The 18,667-nt window shown below is 54.9% G+C and carries 19 protein-coding genes and 1 pseudogene; 13 read left to right on the forward strand and 7 right to left on the reverse strand.

Features of this window, described 5'->3' with window-relative positions; translation table 11 throughout:
• Positions 1 to 8 precede the first annotated feature (8 nt).
• Genes Q1A89_RS22530 through dctP form a run of 3 tightly spaced genes read right to left on the reverse strand, consistent with a single transcriptional unit; the run spans position 9 to position 2,927 of the window.
• A complete protein-coding gene (locus Q1A89_RS22530) occupies positions 9 to 1,298 on the reverse strand; it encodes a TRAP transporter large permease (protein ID WP_299733853.1) in 1,290 nt (429 codons plus the stop codon).
• Positions 1,295 to 1,879: a TRAP transporter small permease gene (locus Q1A89_RS22535; protein ID WP_299733855.1), complete on the reverse strand. Its 585-nt coding sequence runs from the start codon at positions 1,877 to 1,879 to the stop codon at positions 1,295 to 1,297. The genes Q1A89_RS22530 and Q1A89_RS22535 overlap by 4 nt, the downstream gene beginning before the upstream one ends.
• Before the next feature lie 58 nt (positions 1,880 to 1,937).
• Positions 1,938 to 2,927, reverse strand: coding sequence for a TRAP transporter substrate-binding protein DctP (gene dctP / locus Q1A89_RS22540; protein ID WP_299210639.1), 990 nt, complete (start codon positions 2,925 to 2,927; stop codon positions 1,938 to 1,940).
• Between the two features lie 823 nt (positions 2,928 to 3,750).
• On the opposite strand from dctP, the pseudogene Q1A89_RS22545 reads away from it, so the two are divergent.
• Positions 3,751 to 3,918: pseudogene (locus Q1A89_RS22545) on the forward strand (hypothetical protein); the annotation flags it as partial.
• A gap of 8 nt (positions 3,919 to 3,926) precedes the next feature.
• Here Q1A89_RS22545 and Q1A89_RS22550 read toward each other — a convergent pair.
• Positions 3,927 to 4,802, reverse strand: a complete 876-nt coding sequence (locus Q1A89_RS22550; protein WP_299733857.1) for a LysR substrate-binding domain-containing protein — start codon at positions 4,800 to 4,802, stop codon at positions 3,927 to 3,929.
• A gap of 113 nt (positions 4,803 to 4,915) precedes the next feature.
• On the opposite strand from Q1A89_RS22550, the gene Q1A89_RS22555 reads away from it, so the two are divergent.
• The 4 genes from Q1A89_RS22555 to Q1A89_RS22570 all read left to right on the forward strand — a co-directional run bounded on the left by Q1A89_RS22555 (position 4,916) and on the right by Q1A89_RS22570 (position 10,362).
• The gene (locus tag Q1A89_RS22555) at positions 4,916 to 5,902 is read left to right on the forward strand and encodes a TAXI family TRAP transporter solute-binding subunit (protein ID WP_299210635.1); all 987 of its coding nucleotides are present in this window, start codon (positions 4,916 to 4,918) and stop codon (positions 5,900 to 5,902) included.
• 81 nt (positions 5,903 to 5,983) lie between these two features.
• Complete coding sequence (locus tag Q1A89_RS22560; RefSeq protein ID WP_299733859.1) at positions 5,984 to 8,353, forward strand: TRAP transporter permease; 2,370 nt, start codon at positions 5,984 to 5,986, stop codon at positions 8,351 to 8,353.
• A 1-nt stretch (position 8,354) separates the two neighbouring features.
• On the forward strand, positions 8,355 to 9,626 hold the full coding sequence (locus Q1A89_RS22565; protein WP_299733861.1) for a M20/M25/M40 family metallo-hydrolase: 1,272 nt from the start codon (positions 8,355 to 8,357) through the stop codon (positions 9,624 to 9,626).
• Entirely contained in the window at positions 9,619 to 10,362 is a 744-nt protein-coding gene (locus Q1A89_RS22570; protein ID WP_299733863.1) for a sulfite exporter TauE/SafE family protein, read from the forward strand. The genes Q1A89_RS22565 and Q1A89_RS22570 overlap by 8 nt, the downstream gene beginning before the upstream one ends.
• A 143-nt stretch (positions 10,363 to 10,505) precedes the next feature.
• Here Q1A89_RS22570 and ctlX read toward each other — a convergent pair whose 3' ends face one another.
• Positions 10,506 to 11,387 (reverse strand): citrulline utilization hydrolase CtlX, encoded by an 882-nt coding sequence (gene ctlX, locus Q1A89_RS22575; RefSeq protein ID WP_299733877.1) that lies wholly within the window; start codon positions 11,385 to 11,387, stop codon positions 10,506 to 10,508.
• A 167-nt stretch (positions 11,388 to 11,554) separates the two neighbouring features.
• Here ctlX and Q1A89_RS22580 point away from each other — a divergent pair, with 167 nt between their 5' ends.
• From Q1A89_RS22580 to Q1A89_RS22605, 6 genes are all read left to right on the forward strand, one after another.
• Complete coding sequence (locus Q1A89_RS22580; protein WP_299733865.1) at positions 11,555 to 12,001, forward strand: Lrp/AsnC family transcriptional regulator; 447 nt, start codon at positions 11,555 to 11,557, stop codon at positions 11,999 to 12,001.
• A gap of 314 nt (positions 12,002 to 12,315) precedes the next feature.
• Positions 12,316 to 12,741, forward strand: coding sequence for an IS200/IS605 family transposase (gene tnpA, locus Q1A89_RS22585; protein ID WP_299506105.1), 426 nt, complete (start codon positions 12,316 to 12,318; stop codon positions 12,739 to 12,741).
• Positions 12,742 to 13,346: 605 nt separating this feature from the next.
• Complete coding sequence (locus tag Q1A89_RS22590; RefSeq protein ID WP_299506107.1) at positions 13,347 to 13,556, forward strand: hypothetical protein; 210 nt, start codon at positions 13,347 to 13,349, stop codon at positions 13,554 to 13,556.
• A gap of 257 nt (positions 13,557 to 13,813) precedes the next feature.
• The gene (locus tag Q1A89_RS22595; protein ID WP_299506111.1) at positions 13,814 to 14,266 is read left to right on the forward strand and encodes a hypothetical protein; all 453 of its coding nucleotides are present in this window, start codon (positions 13,814 to 13,816) and stop codon (positions 14,264 to 14,266) included.
• The gene (locus Q1A89_RS22600; protein WP_299506114.1) at positions 14,248 to 14,679 is read left to right on the forward strand and encodes a thermonuclease family protein; all 432 of its coding nucleotides are present in this window, start codon (positions 14,248 to 14,250) and stop codon (positions 14,677 to 14,679) included. Before Q1A89_RS22595 ends, Q1A89_RS22600 begins: the two co-directional genes overlap by 19 nt.
• Before the next feature lie 37 nt (positions 14,680 to 14,716).
• Positions 14,717 to 15,055 carry a single-stranded DNA-binding protein gene (locus Q1A89_RS22605; RefSeq protein ID WP_299733869.1) on the forward strand — a complete coding sequence of 113 codons (339 nt, stop codon included), beginning with the start codon at positions 14,717 to 14,719 and terminating at the stop codon, positions 15,053 to 15,055.
• 365 nt (positions 15,056 to 15,420) lie between these two features.
• Here Q1A89_RS22605 and Q1A89_RS22610 read toward each other — a convergent pair whose 3' ends face one another.
• Positions 15,421 to 15,606: a hypothetical protein gene (locus Q1A89_RS22610; RefSeq protein WP_299733871.1), complete on the reverse strand. Its 186-nt coding sequence runs from the start codon at positions 15,604 to 15,606 to the stop codon at positions 15,421 to 15,423.
• A 53-nt stretch (positions 15,607 to 15,659) separates the two neighbouring features.
• On the opposite strand from Q1A89_RS22610, the gene Q1A89_RS22615 reads away from it, so the two are divergent.
• Positions 15,660 to 16,019 carry a DUF736 domain-containing protein gene (locus Q1A89_RS22615; protein WP_299506120.1) on the forward strand — a complete coding sequence of 120 codons (360 nt, stop codon included), beginning with the start codon at positions 15,660 to 15,662 and terminating at the stop codon, positions 16,017 to 16,019.
• A gap of 84 nt (positions 16,020 to 16,103) precedes the next feature.
• A complete protein-coding gene (locus Q1A89_RS22620) occupies positions 16,104 to 16,634 on the forward strand; it encodes a hypothetical protein (RefSeq protein WP_299506123.1) in 531 nt (176 codons plus the stop codon).
• Between the two features lie 46 nt (positions 16,635 to 16,680).
• Here the strand turns inward: Q1A89_RS22620 and Q1A89_RS22625 are convergent, their stop codons facing one another.
• Positions 16,681 to 18,357 carry a type IV secretion system DNA-binding domain-containing protein gene (locus Q1A89_RS22625; protein ID WP_299733873.1) on the reverse strand — a complete coding sequence of 559 codons (1,677 nt, stop codon included), beginning with the start codon at positions 18,355 to 18,357 and terminating at the stop codon, positions 16,681 to 16,683.
• Between the last annotated feature and the right edge of the window lie 310 nt (positions 18,358 to 18,667).

Consider the following 18,667-nt stretch of genomic DNA (forward strand, 5'->3'; position numbering starts at 1 on the left):
TCCCTCTCTTATCCGAGCAACAGCTCAGGCAACCAAAGCGCCACGCCAGGCACAAAGGTTGTGAGCGCAAGTGTCGGCAACCAGGCGAAGATGATGAAAATCATCGTTGGCCCAAGCATTTTCTGCACCGGTGCACCCGTTACACGTGCGCCGAGGAACAATAGAGGCGCAGTGGGGGGCGTGATGTTGCCCATGCCGAGGTTCACACCGAGGATCGCCGCGAAATGGATCGGGTCCACACCAACGCTCGTGGCAATCGGCAAGAGCAGAGTAGCGCTCAAGATAAGACCGCTGAAGTCATCCATGATCATGCCAATGAGGATCATTGTGAGGTTGATCATCAAGAGCACCACAATCGGGTTGTCCGAAATCGAGAAGATCAAGTCCTGTGCCAATCCTGGGATGTCTTCGAAGATCAGGAAACGGCTGACGATCAACACCATGAAAATCATCACCATGACCACGCCAATCGTCACGGATGACTCCTTCAACGTGTCCATAAAGATCTTCCAGTTCAGACCTTTGTAGACAAAGAACCCGATCGGGATTGCGTAGATCACAGCAACACCGGCAGCCTCGGTAGGCGTCATGATGCCGCCATAGATGCCGCCCAAAATAATAATCGGCATCATCAGCGCCGGGAAGGCCGCCAAGGATTTCTTGCTGAAGGCTTTGACGAACTGTTCCTGATGTTCTGGCAGGATAATATCGGTCTGTTTGCGCATCATGATGAGGTTGATGATCACGAGCAGCGAGGCCACGATGATGCCAGGCAGAACTGTTGCCAGAAAACACTTTAGAACGGATTGCTGCGTCAGCCAGGCGTAGATCAACTGCGCAGAGCTTGGCGGAATGAGCAGGCCAAGCGGGCTAGCGGCAACCAATAGTGCTGCGGAGAAGCCTTCAGGATATTTAGCCCTGCGAAGATGCGGCATCATGACCGCGCCGATGCACGTCAATGTGGCCGCACCGCTGCCAGAGATGGCACCGAACATCGCACTTGCAACAACGGAAGCCCCCGAGAGACCACCGCGAATGCGCCCCAAAAGCATTTCAGCTAAGTCAACAATTGGAGCGGCAATCCGGCCGTTCTTCATGATATCGCCTGCAAGGATGAAGAGCGGAATCACGAGGATGACGACAGTGTTCAGTTTCCAATGCCCGGTAGGCATGAAGCCGGACACATCATGACCACCGGTATAGGCCAGAAAGATCAGAACGCCGCCAAAGGCCAACGGTACGGAGATGCCTGCAAAGAGCAGAACACAGATCAGCAAAACGGAAATTGCGATAATCATTGTTCTGCCTCCCGTTCAATGCGCTTGGCTTCTGCATCCGCCTCAAGTTGTTTGGCAAAGGCGTCAACGCCGAGTTTCAGAAGGACGTAGAGGTGGAGCGCGCTGTACAGCGCCATGAACACAAGACCCACAAAGATACCCAGACGCGGGACAAAGAAGGGAATGCGCAATGCGATGGTCGTCTGCCATTGCGGATAGGATGCCAGCTCGTCACGGAGCATGAGAATGGCCCAGTAAACAAGGAAGATTGTTATTAACAGCTCGATAGCAGTCAGGATCACACGACGCATCCAAATGGCGCGGGGATTCTTGAACCATTCCTCGAGAATGTCCGCCTTGATCTGCGTATCGTCGTAGGTGCCGACCGCACTGCCCAGGAAGAAAAGCCAAAAGCACATTGGCAGAAGCCATTCTTCGTAAGCAAAGAGATCGCTTTCGAGGATGTAGCGAAACACAACGACCATGAAAAAGGTGAGTGCCAGAATGAAGGTCGAAAGGATCAGGAAGAATGACTTGATCTTTAACAATTGTTTTACGGTTGCCCCGACTCTCGGAGGCAATTGATCAGCGAGTTCTATCACGGGGACCGCTCCAGGTTTGGTGAAGTGGGCCGGGGAGAGCGACCCACTTCACAAGGCTTCAGTTTGCGGTCAGGCGATCAAGAATGTCCTGTCCAACAACGTCCGCCACATTTGGCCAAACCGTTGCCTGGATGTGCGCTTTGATGGCGTCACGCTCTTCTTGGGTGAACTCAACGATCTCCCAGTTTGCTTCTTTCAACTGGTCCACAAATCCTTGGCTGCGTTCCCAGGCCAGCTTGCTGATTTCCGCTGCGGCTTCAGCGGATTCTTTTTCAACAACTGCGCGCTGCTCGTCTGTCAGACCGTCATAGAAGCGCTTGTTGGCGTAGATCATCGTGCTTTCGATGAAGGCGTTGTAGGGCACATATGTGGTGCCAACACCGCTGGCGGCGAAGGTGGTGTAGGCCCATTCAGGCGTGCAACAGATAGCGCCATCGATTGTGCCGGCCTGCACGGCTGGGAAGACTTCCGCCCAGTTGAGCGTTGTCACATTGTACCCGAGCTCTTCCATCGTTTGCTTGGCAATCTGTGACGACCAGGCGCGCACATTCATGCCCTGACTGCCGATTTTCGTCGGGTCGGCAGGGCGCTCGGTCGCGATCATCCCGATCAGGCCTTCGCCGATTGTCCCGAGTGGCTGAATCCCGAAGGAGGTCAGAATCTCTTCCAGAATCTTGTTATACTCCGAGTCTGGATCACCATAGACCGCGTCGAGCTCTGCTTTGGTGGTGACCATAAAGGGGAGGCTATTGATCTCCAGGCGTGGGTCCTTTTGCGCATAGACGGTCGCATGAACCATCTGCACTTCACCACGGATGGCACTTTCGAGCAGCTCTTCACCTGAGCCAAGTTGGCCCGCGGGGAAATATTTGACGTCGAGACCTACGCCCGCGTCTTCGATGTCCTTTGCCATCTGTTCAAGAACAGCGTTCCCGAAGTGCTCGGCGGGCACCGTTCCGGCGATCCGTAGGCGTGTGTCTGCTGCTGCAGCTGATGCAAGCAGAGCTGCCACCGCGGTCATCATTGTAAGGCGAGAAGTGAATGACATTTAGTCCTCCTGTCGGTTGGTAGAGCTATTTTTTTTGGCGGCAGCAGTAAGAACATAGGCTACCCTACGGTCAAGCATAGGGCGATAAACTCCAATGTGGCAAGTTTTTGTTTGCGAAGAGGTACAAGCCAGATGTCTATGAACCGTCATTTGGGGAATGCTGCGAGCGTGCAAAGGCGGCCAAGCCATTATGAACAAGGAGATTTATGGGGGCTTCAAGGTCAGGGCGAAGCCGTTGACCAATTCTTGGTCTAGTTTTCAAGAAGACATCCCGATCACCCATTTCGTGTTGGAATCGATACGATGTATGGCCAAGTTGGGCGAGTGAGTTGGCTCATCTGCCAACATTTATTCGGGCATCAAGCGCGCCTCCGCAAGGGCGGAGTGTGTCCAAGAAGCGATTGCACAATTCTCTTCTGAAACTGCTCACCGGTGTTACCGCTAAGTGTTGCAACCGGCGAGGTGAGGCTAACTGCCGACGTGAGTTTTAGGAATAAAAAAGGCTGTGCGGATGACCACCCGCACAGCCCATATGCTGCAACAGAATTAGGCCTTTTCTCCTCACTCGAAGAACTGACCCGATACTGTTGAAATTACATCACCATGAGCGTGACGTTACCGGCAACCACTGCGATTGTCAGCGCGATCATGATGGATGCTTCTTTCATGATTTTCAGGGTGTTAGACATTTTCTCGGCTCCGAGGTTATGTGTGTGTTTCCTGAGCCGCACCTAGGCCTGATTTTGAGTCTAAAGAAGTGCCAATTTTGCAGGGCTGGTATGCGTTTTGGGGATGGGTCGCGCATCACAACTGAGAACCACTATACAGGACAAGGGATCAGGTAAGGCGTGATGTGTTTGAATACATCGATCTATTTTACAACCCAATGCGCGAGCTTATTTGCAATGTAATGCTGTCGCCCGTTGACTTCGAAGACAGGCAGCGCAAACTGAAGAAAACGAGGAGCACCTCACTGATCTACCCGAGTTGACCGCCTCTTTACCGCCGGAGCTCGACCCGAAGATGCTCCAGGAAGCTCTCAGCAACTTTGGAAAGCGGCTTGTCTTGTGGGGTCAAAACTCCGATCTGATACTGCACAGCCGGTTTGAACGGCTTAGTCACAAGGCCGTCTGTAAACCCTTGGCTGTTGATTGGGTCAATCAAAGCGACCGCACTGCCTTCACGTACATATTCAATCAGGGACGCAAAATACTGGGCCTCAAGCGTCACATTCCAAACTGCCTGCACAGCCGAAAACGCTTGCCTTAGCTGGTAAGTCGTCATGTGATCGCGAAACAGAGCGGCAAACGGAACACCATCCAGAAGTTCAGGTGTCAAAATGTCATGCTTCGCAAGAGGGTGGTCCTTTGTAAGGACGCAGCAACATTCATAGGTAAACGTCTCAGCATCGACACCTACGAATTGCGACGGTCGTTCTGCAATTGCGATGTCGAACATCTGGGAAGGAAGCTGCTCAATCACGATATGAGAACTGCGCGACAAGAGCCGGATCCTAACATCCTCACGGGTCTCAAGGAAGCGGCCGATAATTTTGGGCAGCACCCGGATCGAGACGCCGGGAAAAGCGGATATCGTCAGATGCCCACGCTCCCCGTGGCGCAACCTCAACGCAGCCTCATTGGTGCGAACGACAGCCTCAAGCATCCGTTGTGCATCTTCATTGAAGATCAATGCCTCAGGCGTAGGCTGAAGGCGGCCCGACTTTCGCAAGAACAACTTGAATCCCAGCCGGTGCTCTAGAGTCGCGATCGTATTGCTGACAGCGGGTTGCGAAATTCCAAGCATTTGCGACGCTCGGGTCATCGTGCCCGCCGTCATGATTGCCTGAAAACACTCGATTTCTCGGATCTGCATAGAGGCAAACTATAATCTGAAATTATAGTTAGATGAAGTAAAATTATTGGATATGATAGACGACTGTCCCCTACCGTGGTCTTGATCAAGCTGAAAATTCATAGGGGGCGTTCATGAAGAAATATCTCACAGCTGCAGCCATATCTGCCTTGATGTCAGTCGGCACAACGGCGTCGGTGCAAGCAGAAACCAAGTTCATCACCATCGGGACAGGCGGCCCAACGGGGGTCTATTTTGTGGCCGGCAACGCGATTTGCCGGATGATCCACAAGGAAGCCGCTGAAGGCCGAAAAGAGGGCCGGCAGCACGGGTATCGGTGTGCGGCACCTTCAAGCAACGGATCGACCTATAATCTGGCCCAGATTTCGCAGGGCGAGTTTGAGCTGGGCGTGTCGCAATCCGATTGGCAGCACTATGCGGTCAATGGCGAGTCCGACAAGGTGGTCAATGACGAAGGGTTCCGGGCCGTGTTTTCCGTCCACCCCGAGCCGTTCCAGCTGATTGTTGCCGCTGATTCCGGCATCAATTCCTGGATGGACCTAAAGGGCAAAAAGCTGAACATTGGCAATCCGGGTTCAGGCCAACGTGGCACCACTGAACTGCTGATGGAACGCTACGGAACCGACAAGGACTTCTTTGGCCTTGTGACCGAAATGACATCGTCAGAGCATTCCAACGCGCTTTGCGACGGCAATATTGACGCGTTCACCTATGTGGTCGGTGTGCCCAACTCTGGCGTTGCGGTCGCAACCGAAGGGTGTGGGGCGCAGATCGTCAGCCTTGATACCGAGGTGGAACAAGCGCTGATCGAAGAGCGGCCCTTCTATGCGAAGACTGAAATTCCTGCAGGAGTTTATTCTTCGCAGCAAAACGATGTGACCACCTTCGGCGGCTACGCCACCATTGTCAGCCACGAAAGCGTTGACGCAGAGCTGGTTTATGAGGTGGTGCGCGCCGTGTTTGAAAACCTTGATGATTTCCGGGGTCTGCATCCGGCATTCGCCAATCTCACGCCGGAAAGCATGATCCACAACGGGAACTCGGCGCCGCTGCACGAGGGTGCTGCAAGATACTACCGTGAAAAGGGCTGGATCGAGTAGCTTCTTCTCCCTGTAGCTCAATGCCAGACCGGTCTCTGCCCCATAGGGCAGAGACACCTCCTTTAGCTTCCGGACACACTTATGACCGATAAATCACTGCAACAGGCAGCGGTTGATGATGCGCTGAAAGTCGAGCGACAGGACTATTTTGGCCCTTGGCCGAAAACGTTCATCGCTGTTGCCGCCCTTTGGTCATTGTACCAACTCTGGATCGCGTCGCCATTGCCCTACTCGCTGGGTTGGGGCATTTTTGTCGATCTGCCAGCCCGCGGGATCCATCTCGCATTCGGTTTATTTCTGTGTTTTCTGCTTTTCCCGACCAAATTCGAAGAAGCCCAGCCCGGCAAGTCCTGGATGAGCCTTGTGTTGGCCGGCATTGCTGCCGCAAGCGCGCTTTATGTGTATTTTGGCTATGACGGAATTGTTCTGCGCGCTGGCATCCTGCTCAATGTCGACTTTCTTGGCCTCAGCATCCCGATTGAGGTTCTGATATCTGCTGTTGGGATGGCCTTGCTGTTGGAGGCCACGCGTCGTGGTGTGGGGCTGCCGCTGGTGATCGTCTGCGGGGTCTTCATGGTCTACGCGCTGTTTGGCCCGTACATGCCTGACATCATTTCCCATCGCGGCGTCTCGGTCTCTCGCCTTGTTGGATATAACTGGCTGACGAGTGAAGCGATCTTCGGCATCCCGATTGCCGTCTCCCTCAGCTATGTGTTTCTGTTCGTATTGTTTGGCGCTTTCATGGATACGGCTGGCGCGGGCAAGTTCTTCCTCGATCTGTCCTTTGCGGCCGTTGGCAAGTATCGTGGCGGGCCCGCCAAGGCCGCAATTCTTGCGTCTGGCATGACGGGCATGATCTCTGGCTCGTCGATTGCTAACACGGTCACCACAGGGGCCTTCACGATCCCGGTCATGAAGAAAACCGGCTTTCCGGCAGACAAGGCAGGCGCCATCGAGGTGTCGGCCTCGATCAATGGTCAGCTCATGCCGCCAATCATGGGGGCCTCCGCCTTTATCATCGCAGAATTTATCGGCATCTCGTATTACGATGTGATCGTTCATGCTATGATACCGGCCTTCATCGCGTATCTGTCGTTGTTTTACATCTCGCACCTGGAAAGCCTGAAGCTGGGCCTGGTGGGACTGCCAAAGGCGGATCTTCCCGCAATGGCCAAGACGATGAAAGAGGGGGCCTATTTCCTCATTCCGATTGGGATGCTGGTTTATCTGCTGCTGGTCAAACGCTGGAGCCCGGGCAGCGCCGTCTTCTGGTCGATCATGATGATGGCCGGAATCATCATCATTCAACAGATCATTTTGGCGCGCCAACACGGGTTGTCTCCGATCAAAGGGATCCGGTCAGGCGCGATCATCGTGTTCTACTCGTTGGTGGCCGGTGCCAAATCCATGACCGGCGTCACGGCAGCCGTTGGGGCGGCAGGCATCATTGTGGGTATCGTGTCTTCGACAGGTCTCAACAACGCAATGCTCGGCATTGTTGAGGCGCTCAGCCAAGGCAATATCTACATTCTGCTCGGACTGGTCGCTGTGGTCAGCATCATTCTGGGCATGGGCTTGCCAACAACGGCAAACTACATCGTCGTCGCTTCGCTGATGGCAGGGGTCATGGTCGAACTTGGCAATGCCTCTGGGCTTGTTCTGCCGCTGATTGCTGTGCATCTCTACGTCTTCTATTTCGGTCTCATGGCAGATGCGACGCCGCCGGTCTGTCTTGCCGCGTTTGCGGCATCGGCCATCTCCGGCGCGGACCCGATGAAAACGGGCGTGCAGTCTTTCAAATACGCGATCCGTACCGCGATCCTTCCGATCGTGTTCATTTTCAACCCAGAACTGTTGTTGGTCGGTGTCGAAAGTATCTGGCACGGGATGCTGGTCTTTGTAGTGTCACTGATCGCAATTTTTGCGTTTTCTTCGCTCACATTGCAGTGGATGTTTGTGCGCCTGAAGCTCGTCGAGGCGTTGCTTCTGATCTTTGTTGTCGTCAGCCTCTTCCGCCCTGATTTCGTACTCGATAGGTTCAGCCCTGCCTTCAGTGATGCGCCTCTGGAACAGGTGCTTGCTGGGGAAACATCGGTCCGTGCAGATCAAAAAGTCCGCCTCCACGTCGCGCGCGAGACCGAATATGGTGACCGCTACAAGCTGTTCACCGCGACGGCTGGTGAGGCTTCGGACGACGTTTTGCAAGCGGTTGGCCTCAGCATTAGCCCTGAGGAAGACGGGCGGTTCTCTGTCACTGACATCGCTTTCAACGGTGCCGCAGAGAAGTTAGGTATCACGTGGGGTGACTATGTCACCGCGGTGGGCTTGGAACAGTCCGGTCGGATGCCGAAAGAGATCATCTATATATTCGGTCTGCTTGCCTATGTTGCTGTCATCATGATGCAGCGTCGCCGACTGACGAACAAAGAACAGCAGTCGGCGAGGGCCTGATATGACAACATCCCAAATAGAAGCGACCATGCGCGACAGGATCGACGCATGGTTGACTGAAAACCGTGAAGAAGTTCTTGAGCTGACCTTAAAGCTGGTGCGTATCAAAAGTCCGCAACCCGAAGGTGACGTGCGCGGGGTGGCCGATGCCATCGAAGCAATCGCCGCGTCAATTCCCGGCGTTGAAACGGAAAGACATATTTCTGAGGAACCCATTCACAATCTCGTCTTGCGCCTGCGGGGGAACAGACCAGGCAAACGCCTGATCTTTAACGGCCATATGGATACCTTTCCCGTAGGTGATCTATCCAAATGGGCGCGCAGCCCCGAAGGTGAGGTTGAAGGAGACAAGGCCTATGGTCTTGGCATCTCCGACATGAAGGGCGGCATTGCCGCAAGCCTCATGGCGCTGAAATGTCTGGCGGAAACGGGTGGCGACTTCCCCGGAGAGATCGTATGTACCTTCGCCGGTGATGAAGAATCGATGGGTCTGAAAGGCACCCAATTCCTGCTTGATACCGTCCCGCACGCAAAGGGGGACGCAATGATATGCGGGGACGTCGGATCGCCGGATGTGTTGCGGTTTGGCGAAAAGGGGATGGTCTGGGCAAAAGTGACCGCGACCGGCACGTCAACCCATGCCGCCCATGTACACAAGGGCGACAGCGCCATCGAAAAACTTACCTCGGTCATGGACGCCGTGAAGACTCTGCGCGACTTCCCGGTTGATGTCACCGGCAGCAATGTGATCCCCTTCATTGATCGCTGGTCTGAGAAGTCGGAGGCCATCTCGGGTACGGGTGAAACCGAGGTCCTCAAAAACGTGACCGTGACATTTGGCACCTTTTCGGGCGGGCGGTTGTCCAACCTTGTGGCGGACAGGGCAGAATTCACATGCGATATTCGCCTTCCGGTTGGCGTAAGTGTCGCTGATGTCGAGGCTGAAATGACGCGCATTTGCGCTGATGTTGACGGGGTCACATTGGAAGTAACCCGCCGGTTCGAACCCAGCTGGACCGCGCCGGATCATCCCGTAATCGAAACATTGCGGAAGAACTGCACCAAGATCTTAAGTCGGGAACCAGCTGTGACCATGCGGGTAGGGGCCTCCGACGCGCGATTGTATCGCTACGCCGGCGTGCCAACCGTGGTTTGCGGCCTCACGCCACATAATCTGGGCGCGCCCGATGAACATATCATGATTGAGGAACTCAAATCGCTCGTCGATATCTTTGCGTTTTCGGCGTATGACTTTCTGGCGCAGAATGCTTGACGCGACAATTATTGCCGTTGCGGCGTTCTTGGCAGGCCTGTTGAACGCGGTCGCCGGGGGCGGCAGCTTTCTGACATTCCCAGCATTGGTCTTTGTGGGGGTCCCACCAATCGCGGCCAATGCGACCAGCACAGTTGCGGTTTTCCCCGGCTATCTCAGCAGCGCACTTGGATTTCTGCCGGAAATCAAAGCGTTTGATAGGGGGGAGCTGATCTACTTTCTCGGCCTCTCCATCGCAGGGGGCATCGCAGGTGCGGTATTGTTGCTGGTGACGCCGTCGGAGCTTTTCAACTTTGTCGTGCCTTGGCTGTTGCTCTTTGCCACCATCCTATTTGCCCTGGACCACAAGATCCGCGACTGGACACGCGCAGAGGCCGGGCCCACTAAATTTGGCAAAACAGCGGCCACTTTCGCCGTCACAACTTATGGGGGTTATTTCAACGGCGGCCTGGGTATTGTTCTTCTATCACTTATTTCGGGGCTTGGGTTTCGGGACATCAATTTGATGAACGGGCTCAAAAGCGCCCTGTCGTTCATTTTATCTGCGGCTTCCGTGGTAACCTTCCTGTTGGCCGGTATCGTTTTCCTGAAGCAAGCCGCAATCATGATGTTGGCGGCAACAGCTGGGGGCTACGCCGGTGCGCGGATTGCGCGAAAAATGCCGGTCAAACTCATACGTATGACTGTAATCGTCATCGGTCTTGGGATGACGCTCGCCTTCTGGATTCGAAGTTGACGCTGGTACGCTGCGTTCGGCATCAGCCAAACCTGTCCGTTCTGATAACAAGGCGTGCAAAGGCCAGACGTCACCCAAAACCACGTCCATCATCGACGAGAATTTGCCCAATCCTGCAGCTGCCGCAGTTATCCAAATTGCAGCTACGCGCGTGGCGTCAGGTGAATTCCTGCTATCGTACAACGCACAGACCCGCCTGATAGCTCAATGGTCGGGATGCTCAGTGAGACCAGTGTCGCGCTGTCAGAGCTCACGGCCTTTTGGTCGGCGTCCAGCGCGTTCAAAGCCGTCTCGGAAAGCGCTAGAATGCGCCCGGAAGCACCTTGCAGCTCAATTGCGTTCCCGGCGAATTTGCTGATCTGGTCTTCGGTCAATTCGATAACCGACCGCCCCGATTGGCTCAAACGTTGCAGCACCTCATCGCGACGCGCGGTTTGTTCGATCATACTGCTGCCGATCAGGACAAATTCAGTCGCGATGCACATCAAGACATTGGTGTGGTAAACGGCCCGACCTTGCGCATCAGCGGCGCAAAAAGCCATGGGCTCGTAGTTGAAATGGGTGCAGAACCGCTCCAGCGCAATTTGGCTCGTCCGCTCGGATTCGACCGCATAGGCAATTCGGTCCACATGATCGAGCACCATCGCGCCGGTTCCCTCGAGGTAGAGGCCATCATGTTCCAGACCAGAATAATCCATGACATCTTGCACCCGGAAGTTGGTTTTCAGCATATCGAGCACATCCGCACGCCGTTCCAATCTGCGGTTCGGGGCCATCATCGGGTAGACGGCGATGTGACCACCGGTATGGGTGGAAATCCAGTTGTTCGGAAACACGCAGTCTGGTGTTCTGGGGTCTTCTCCGTCGAACAGAAGCACATCGACCCCGTGGGACCGCAATATGTCAGCCGCCTCAGTCAGTTCCTGATAGGCACGGGTGGCATCATCGGCCGAAGAAGGCGTTGCGGACTGGAAGGCGTTGTCGGATGTCTCCGAGTTTACTGCAAAATGATGCGGTCGGACCATCACGACGGAGGATGGGGCTTGAAGGCTTTTGAAAAGGGTCACGGGGCGTCTCCTGTCAGATCACAGGTATTCTCGGCTTTCAGAATGTAGTGACAATGCTCAAATAGCTGTCATTTTGCTGACTAACCATACATTATGTATAGGTATAACCTAACTATCGTGAATTCATGGATTCCAACAAACCCGACAAACACAGATTTGACGACCTTGATCGCCGACTGGTTGCTTTGCTTATGCGGGATGGGCGCGCACCGATCGCCAAACTGGCCGATATCCTGTCAGTGTCCCGCAGTACGGTGCAACACCGGCTCGACCGCATGTTGCAATCCGGAGCCTTGCTCGGGTTCACTGCGCGGGTTCGGGAAGACTATGAGGATGGCCAGATCAACGCGATCATGATGATCAAGATATCCGGCAAAAGCACCACCCAGGTCATCACCAACCTGCGCCGCCAGCCGGAACTGCGCCGGGTTCACACCACCAGCGGAAAGTGGGATCTAGTTGCAGAAATTCGTGTGGCGACCCTGGCGGAATTTGACCGAACGCTGCGGGAGGTTCGCCAGATCGACAATATCCATGATAGCGAAACGAGCATGTTGTTCACGAGCGTCTAAAGCAAAGGCATGCATTCGGAATCGCAGCCGTTTCAGATAAAACGAGACATGCGTCCGACGAGTTCGTTCCTCCTGCTTCTATTTCGGTGCGATGTCCGCCGTTGTGAGCCGGCAGGGGGCATCCATTCCATCCGTTTTGGTCGGTTGGAGATGCCCCTATGTTAGAAAAGTAACTGTTTAGTATCCACTCTTTGGAGTAAACCCACCGACTTCCAGTCGGTCCCGCTTTAGCGTGAAACAAAGAGCATATGTCCTTACCCTCTGGAAAATGAGCCGCAGCCGGGTCGAAAGCTCATTTTCCAGAGGGTAAGGACATGCACTATTCCACCGGCAGCCACTGCGTTTTCTATCATCGCTACGACCTCGTCTGGTCGACGAAGTATCGCTACAAGGTGTTGACTGGGGACATAAGGTTACGGGTGCGCGACATTTGCCGTCAGGTCTGCCACGAGCAGGGCGTGGACATCATCCGGGTCGTTCTGTCGTCCGATCATGTCCACATGTTCGTGTCGGTCCCACCGAAGTTGGCGATCAGCGACCTGATGCGGCTCATGAAAGGCAGATCATCCCACAAGGTGCAGCGGGAGTTCCCGCAGTTGAAGCGCCGCTACTGGGGAAGACGGTTTTGGAGCCGAGGGTACTTCTCAACGACCAACGGTGCCATCACCGAAGACATCGTACTTCAGTACCTCGAACAACACATCGCTAATCCCACCGGCGCCAGCCGGTCGGTGGTTTAGTAGTTCTGTTGATTGACGGCATCTCAGTACATGCCTTTCGAAAAGAAGCCGCTCTATCACGCAAACGGCATCGATATAGGCAGAAATCGCCACTTCCGGCAATTAAATAACAAGCTTATCAAGTTCGATTGAAGTGGATTTACTGCCCACTCTCAAGACTAGGTTTCTGATATGCGCGTGCTTTGGCGCGCCGTGCCGGCCGCGCTCTAGGAGCTCACGCTCCCGAAGCCCGTTTTGCGGTCTTCGCCCTCCGGTGACGATCGCTTCCGCATCACAGGATACTAACGCAAATCGTTAAATGTCGAAATCCATACCGATAGACATAACGATATGTTCTTGGCGAGTGACCTGCGCGTGCAGATTATCAAACGCATCATCTTTTAGTGTTTTCATTGCAAATACTGCGCGAACCTAGCATAACACAGACGCGCTCCGCACACGGAGGGTGAGGCTTAGAAACCTCTCTGTAACAGCCCCAAACGGCTTACGGGCCGGGTGGCGCTGCCATGTCCAAGGCGCTCGCGCCCAAAAGCGGCGCGCCTTTGTTACAGAAGGTTTCTAACACCCGGCTTTGGGTTGCGGCCTCGAACTGAGGAGGCGAACTATTGACGCAATCGACATTCACAAATCCCGACGAACGCGATGCGATCGTGCGCGCTCTGGATCGCGGCGATGCCCAACGGGCGTTCACTCTGCTGGCCGATTATCTGATCCGTAACAAGATCACCCTCTCTGACGAGCTGTTCCGCCTCTACCTCGAGCGTGAGCTGTTTGCCTGCCTCGAGGGCAGGGGTCATATCTTTGACACCATTTGAGTGCGTGATTTGCTCTTAATTGCATTCGGCACGAACTTGCTCAATTGCCACGTGAAGACAAAAACCTGTTTCCTTTCTGCCGCGCTGCAGCAAATCTGAGACCTTTACAGCAAGTCGAACTCAGCTGTGCTTGCTTGTATGTAACATGGATATACACGTTGTGATGGAACGGGCGGCTTCCAAGTCGCGTAATACATAGCATAGACGAATATCGTTATATATTACGAAATAGGCGGTTTTGTAGAAGGAGCAGTGATTTGAAACAGTTCGACGATACCTTCAAAGAAAGCTTGATGCAGGCACTGGATGATGAGCGCCATGACGACCTGGTCCTGATGATTGCCAACCGATTGAGAAGCCGGCAACTTGTGGTCAGCAAACATGCCCGCGCTGCATTGCCCGTCAACAAAGACCTTTGCCAACCCCTTTGTACCAACAGACTGACCCAGACGGAGATCGACAATTTCGACATCCGTGACAATGGCTGGCACATCATTGCAGTCCAGAACTGCCGGATCGCAGGTGCAGAACTGTTTCCTTACACCGTCAAAGATCCGGACTACCGAGCGCGGGTTGAAGAATATGTGGCCTCTCTCAACAGCTATTACGGCGACACTTCTGACATGTTTGGAGCCTACCATCTGAATGGTATGTTTCTCGACTTTCAACACCTGCATGAGTTTCGCCCGGAATGCCGCGGGGACGCCTGAAATATACGGCGCTCGCCGCTGCGATTTCCCTTGGCGCTGTCTTACCAAACCAGCTGTTCGCGCAAGATCTAACATGGCGGACCTGCCAGCCGGATGAGCGCCGCGTCACATGCGTCGTCGATGGCGACACACTCTGGTATCAAGGCACCAAGATACGTCTCATCGGGATCGATACGCCCGAAGTCGAAGGACGCTGCGCCGCTGAGCGACAGATTGCTGCCCAAGCCACCCGATACCTCACGAAGTTGCTCAATACCGGACTGCGCAAAATTGAATTCAACGGCGAAGACCGCTACGGTCGTGCGCTTGCGCGCCTCTGGGTGACAGGCGGTGAGATCGGCCCGGCCATGCTCGCCGCCGGATTGGCAGAACCTTTCCCGCGGCGCGGGCCGCCGCCATGGTGTGGATCATGATTGAGTGTTCTGAAGCACATTTCCTGGAGCAGGACGCTTGAGCGGCTCGTTTACATGGGACGCCATCGTGCGCATCGGCACCATCAAACCTTATAAGAAAGCGCTCGTCATCACTGTCTATCATGAGCTGGATGGCTACAGAAGCGACACCAGATCCCCGGCGCGGCCCGTCTGGAACACCATCATCTGCTTCAAAGACCGCTTGCGGGCTGAGCTTACAGATCAGCTTGCCCCGGGCGACCTGGTTCATTTTGAAGGCTATGTGCGTACCACCACGTTCACCGACGATGCTGATGCCAAACGGCGCGCGGTGGATCTCATCATCACGCGCTTCGATCTTTTGCACAAACATATCGACGGCCCCACCGACCACTGAGCAGGTCATGAAGCGACCCCGGTCGCGGGGAAATCCGGAGCAGATCCCGGCATCAGAGCCTTCCGGTCGCAGCCAGACTTCGACGCCAGGCCAGAGCGGTGGACAGAGACATGTCACCGACGGCGACGCGCAATCACTTGAGTTGATGACCTGTGCCAGCTCGAAGATGCCATTTTCGCACGATCGATCATGACCGGTGGAACAGATGTCTCCGGCGACAGCCCGATTGGATGCCATAGGGCGCATATGATGCAGGTCTGATCGCTATGGGCCCTTGTCCGGGGCCGGGATGCCGTGCGGGTAGGCCATAGGGCAAGGGGTGTGCCTGACGTTTTCGTTCTGTTTTTGGGGGAGTTGCAAATTGCTCAAAAGATTTCCTCACACAAATCGGCCGTCAGGGACCAGTTCCTGATTGACCGCCACTGGGCATGGGCGCTCCAAAACGCAATGTCGAAAAGCCCGACCGAGTTCTCGCCGTTCTGCGCTGCGCTTGCCCGGCTGCGAGCCGCACCACTCGGTTTTTCTCGGTGCGTTTTCTCGGCTTCACCCATGCTGGTCCAGTGTCATCAGGAAATGGTTCCTGACAACTTAAGAGGAAAATAGCATGAGCAACAAACTCGCATCTCTCACCAAGAACGAAAAAGACATCTTCACCGGCACACTCGCCACAATGGCCGTTCGCTCCAAGATCACGATCGTCCCCAACGCTAAGGCCCACAGCGATCAGCCCGACTACCGCGTCTTCGCCAATGGCACCTACGAAATCGGTGCGGCCTGGAAGAAGACCTCCGAAACCACCGGCAACGACTACCTGTCGGTGAAAATGGCCGCACCCGAGCTCGGCGCCATGGCGATCTACGCCAACGTCATCGCGCTCGACGAGATCGGTGATGACAACGTCACCCACCTGATGCTCTGGTCCGCTCGCGAACCCCAAGCCGCCAGCAACCAGCAGGCAGCCTAATCGAGCAGTCGGCCCCGGTGGATCCTCCCACCATCGGGGCCGATTTCTAACCCCAGGTGACATTGATGTTGAAGGCACTTCGAGATGACAACGACATTCAATTCCGTTAATGATTCCACCGATGTCACCACGCTTGATGGGCAAAAAGGGAGACACATAGGGGAAACAGGGGTTGGGACATGTCAGATGCACGGGTGTACTGTGAGTGACGAAGAGACACTATTTGAAGCCAAAAATGTGAAGTTCTTCGAAGGACCACCACAAATCAAAGACCTGACTCCGGACCATTTGGGCGTGAATATAGATCTCTTCCGACAGGTCAAAGAGCACTACAACAAGGCCAAAGAGAACATTGCCTGCCGCGTGCTGGCTGACATTTGTCAGGACATTCAGGAGACCGGCTTTATCGGCCGCATGGATGACAGTGCCGAGCGCCTCTCAACAACAACGGTGACGATCCAACGTTGGAGATCACGCTTTGCGGATGCCGGATTGCTCAAGAGACAGAACCGCAACGGGCTCTACTCCGTCGATCCGAAAGTGGCCATCCGTTTGAATGCGCAGGGCGACATCATCAAACCCGCCAATGAGCGAAAGGCCGTGTTCAAGTTCTAGGTGTTGGCAGCGCAAGCTGACATTTATGAGTACAGCCGGTACCACTCTAATCGCGCGACAGGCCATAGCCCGGATCGTCACGATCGCGCTCACCAAACCGCATCTCTTCTTGTGCGGTGATATCATTCTGCCTGGCGACTTCCGCCTCATCCTCGAAAGTCTCACGCAGCTTCATCGTCCATGACGCCGGCTTTTCAGCCGCGCGCATGTCGACGGATTTCGAGTAGGGCACCAGCACGCGGTAGATGTGGTTGCCAATCCCGCTGACCAGCACATAAACACCCTTCTTGTGCAGAAGCGGTCCAAGCTCTGTCTGGAAGTCTGTGCGATGCACGACCGGTTCGCGCTTCTCCTCACGCATCCATTTGAGCCGACCACCGCCATCGGTGTCCCGTCGGTGGGTGATCATGATCGTGTTGCCGAACTGTTCTTCGAGCCGCCGTGCGGTCTGCCCGACATTGATCTTGGCGATCACCTTCGTGCCGATCAAAGACTCGATCTGGTCTGCGACCTGCTGCGAGTATTTGGCGACCAGCTGCTCCACACCCTGAATGCCCAGCACAACAGCAAGGCCTTTGGAGCGTCCCGTTTCCAGCATCGCTTCGAAGCGATGGACTTTGGGCAATTGCGCGAACTCATCGACGAACAGCCAGACCCTGCGGTCTGTGCTGTCGCCGAAGGAAACATCCGACACGTTGGAAGACATCACCGTCAGGAACGCTGATATCCATCCTTCGGATTGATCCTGAAATCTTCCCGAGCGTTGCAGAACGAGCGTTCGATCCTTCGTCTCCTCATCGAGCAGCCACTTGCGCAGGGAGAAGGTCTGGCGCTTGCCTTCGCTCGCCCGCCATCCATAGGCAAGCATGCGCACCGCACCGAGGCCTGCGGCCATGGTCGAGATGGTTGCGGACACCTGACGGTAGTCCGCGTTGAGATAGATCATCGCATCGCGGTGGTATTTTTTGGCAAAGGTTTGCAGCTGTTCGAGCGGCAGTTGCGTGGTCTCCATCAACTCCCACCATGTCCACTTCTGCGGCTTGGTTTTCATCAGTGTGATGATGCAGAGCGCTAGAACGGTGCGAGATGAGTCCGAGAAAAAGCGGTCCTTGGTCTCGGGGATGATCCGGTTTGCCACCTCGATCGCATCCTCTTCGACGATGAGATCGTTGGCGATGTCCCATATCACCGAGCGGTCATCATGAGGCGCAAGCAGTAGTGGTGCTTGCGGCTCTTTCGTGCCCGTGGGCTTTGAGAAAGCCATGCGGGTGTAATCGCCTTTGAAATCGAACACGACGACTTTGTCGCCGCGTTCCATGACCGAACGGAGCAAAGGTAGGATCGTCTGTGTCTTCCCACCGCCAATCGCGCCGAAGACCAGAAAGTGGTTCACTTCGCGCAAACGGCTGACGAAAAAATCGCCAAACCAATGCAGGCCCTTCGCGTCGCGTTTGATCTCCTTATTGGACGCAGCGACCAGTTCTTTTGGACCGGCGATGGTCAGTCCGGCTTTGATGATGAGTGGTTTGACCCGCAAACCCCATTCCCAAACCAGATAGCCGAAACAGCCGACAGCCATCACCACGAAGGCCGCAAAGGTTGTTGTGCCGAGATAGAATTGTCGCTCCGAGTCCGGCGACATGGCCGCTTTGATCTGTCCGCAATAGGCTTGGTCGAAGGGATGCAGGCAGGCGTTAACATAGTCCCACTTGATCGGGATCAATGCCCCATCAGCTGTGCGATAGGCGGTGTTTTGAAAGAAATACCAATACACCATTGCCGCACACAGAGCGCAGATGAGAGTGCCGATTATGAGCCAGCGATAGGGCGCAACCTCCGGCTTATAGATCATTGCAACACGGTTTCGGAACGCACCATCGGCTCTATCTCGACATCGCCTCGGCGGGTCGCTTCGCTTCCGCCCTTGGCTGCTGTCTCTGCAGACAGTTCGGGGGTCTGGACCTGTCGCGCTTTCGTGCCGCCCCAAGTGCTCGTTTAAGCCACTTTTCTTTCGAATGCGACGGGGCTTTTCC

Source organism: uncultured Tateyamaria sp., from assembly GCF_947503045.1.
Lineage (GTDB): Bacteria > Pseudomonadota > Alphaproteobacteria > Rhodobacterales > Rhodobacteraceae > Tateyamaria.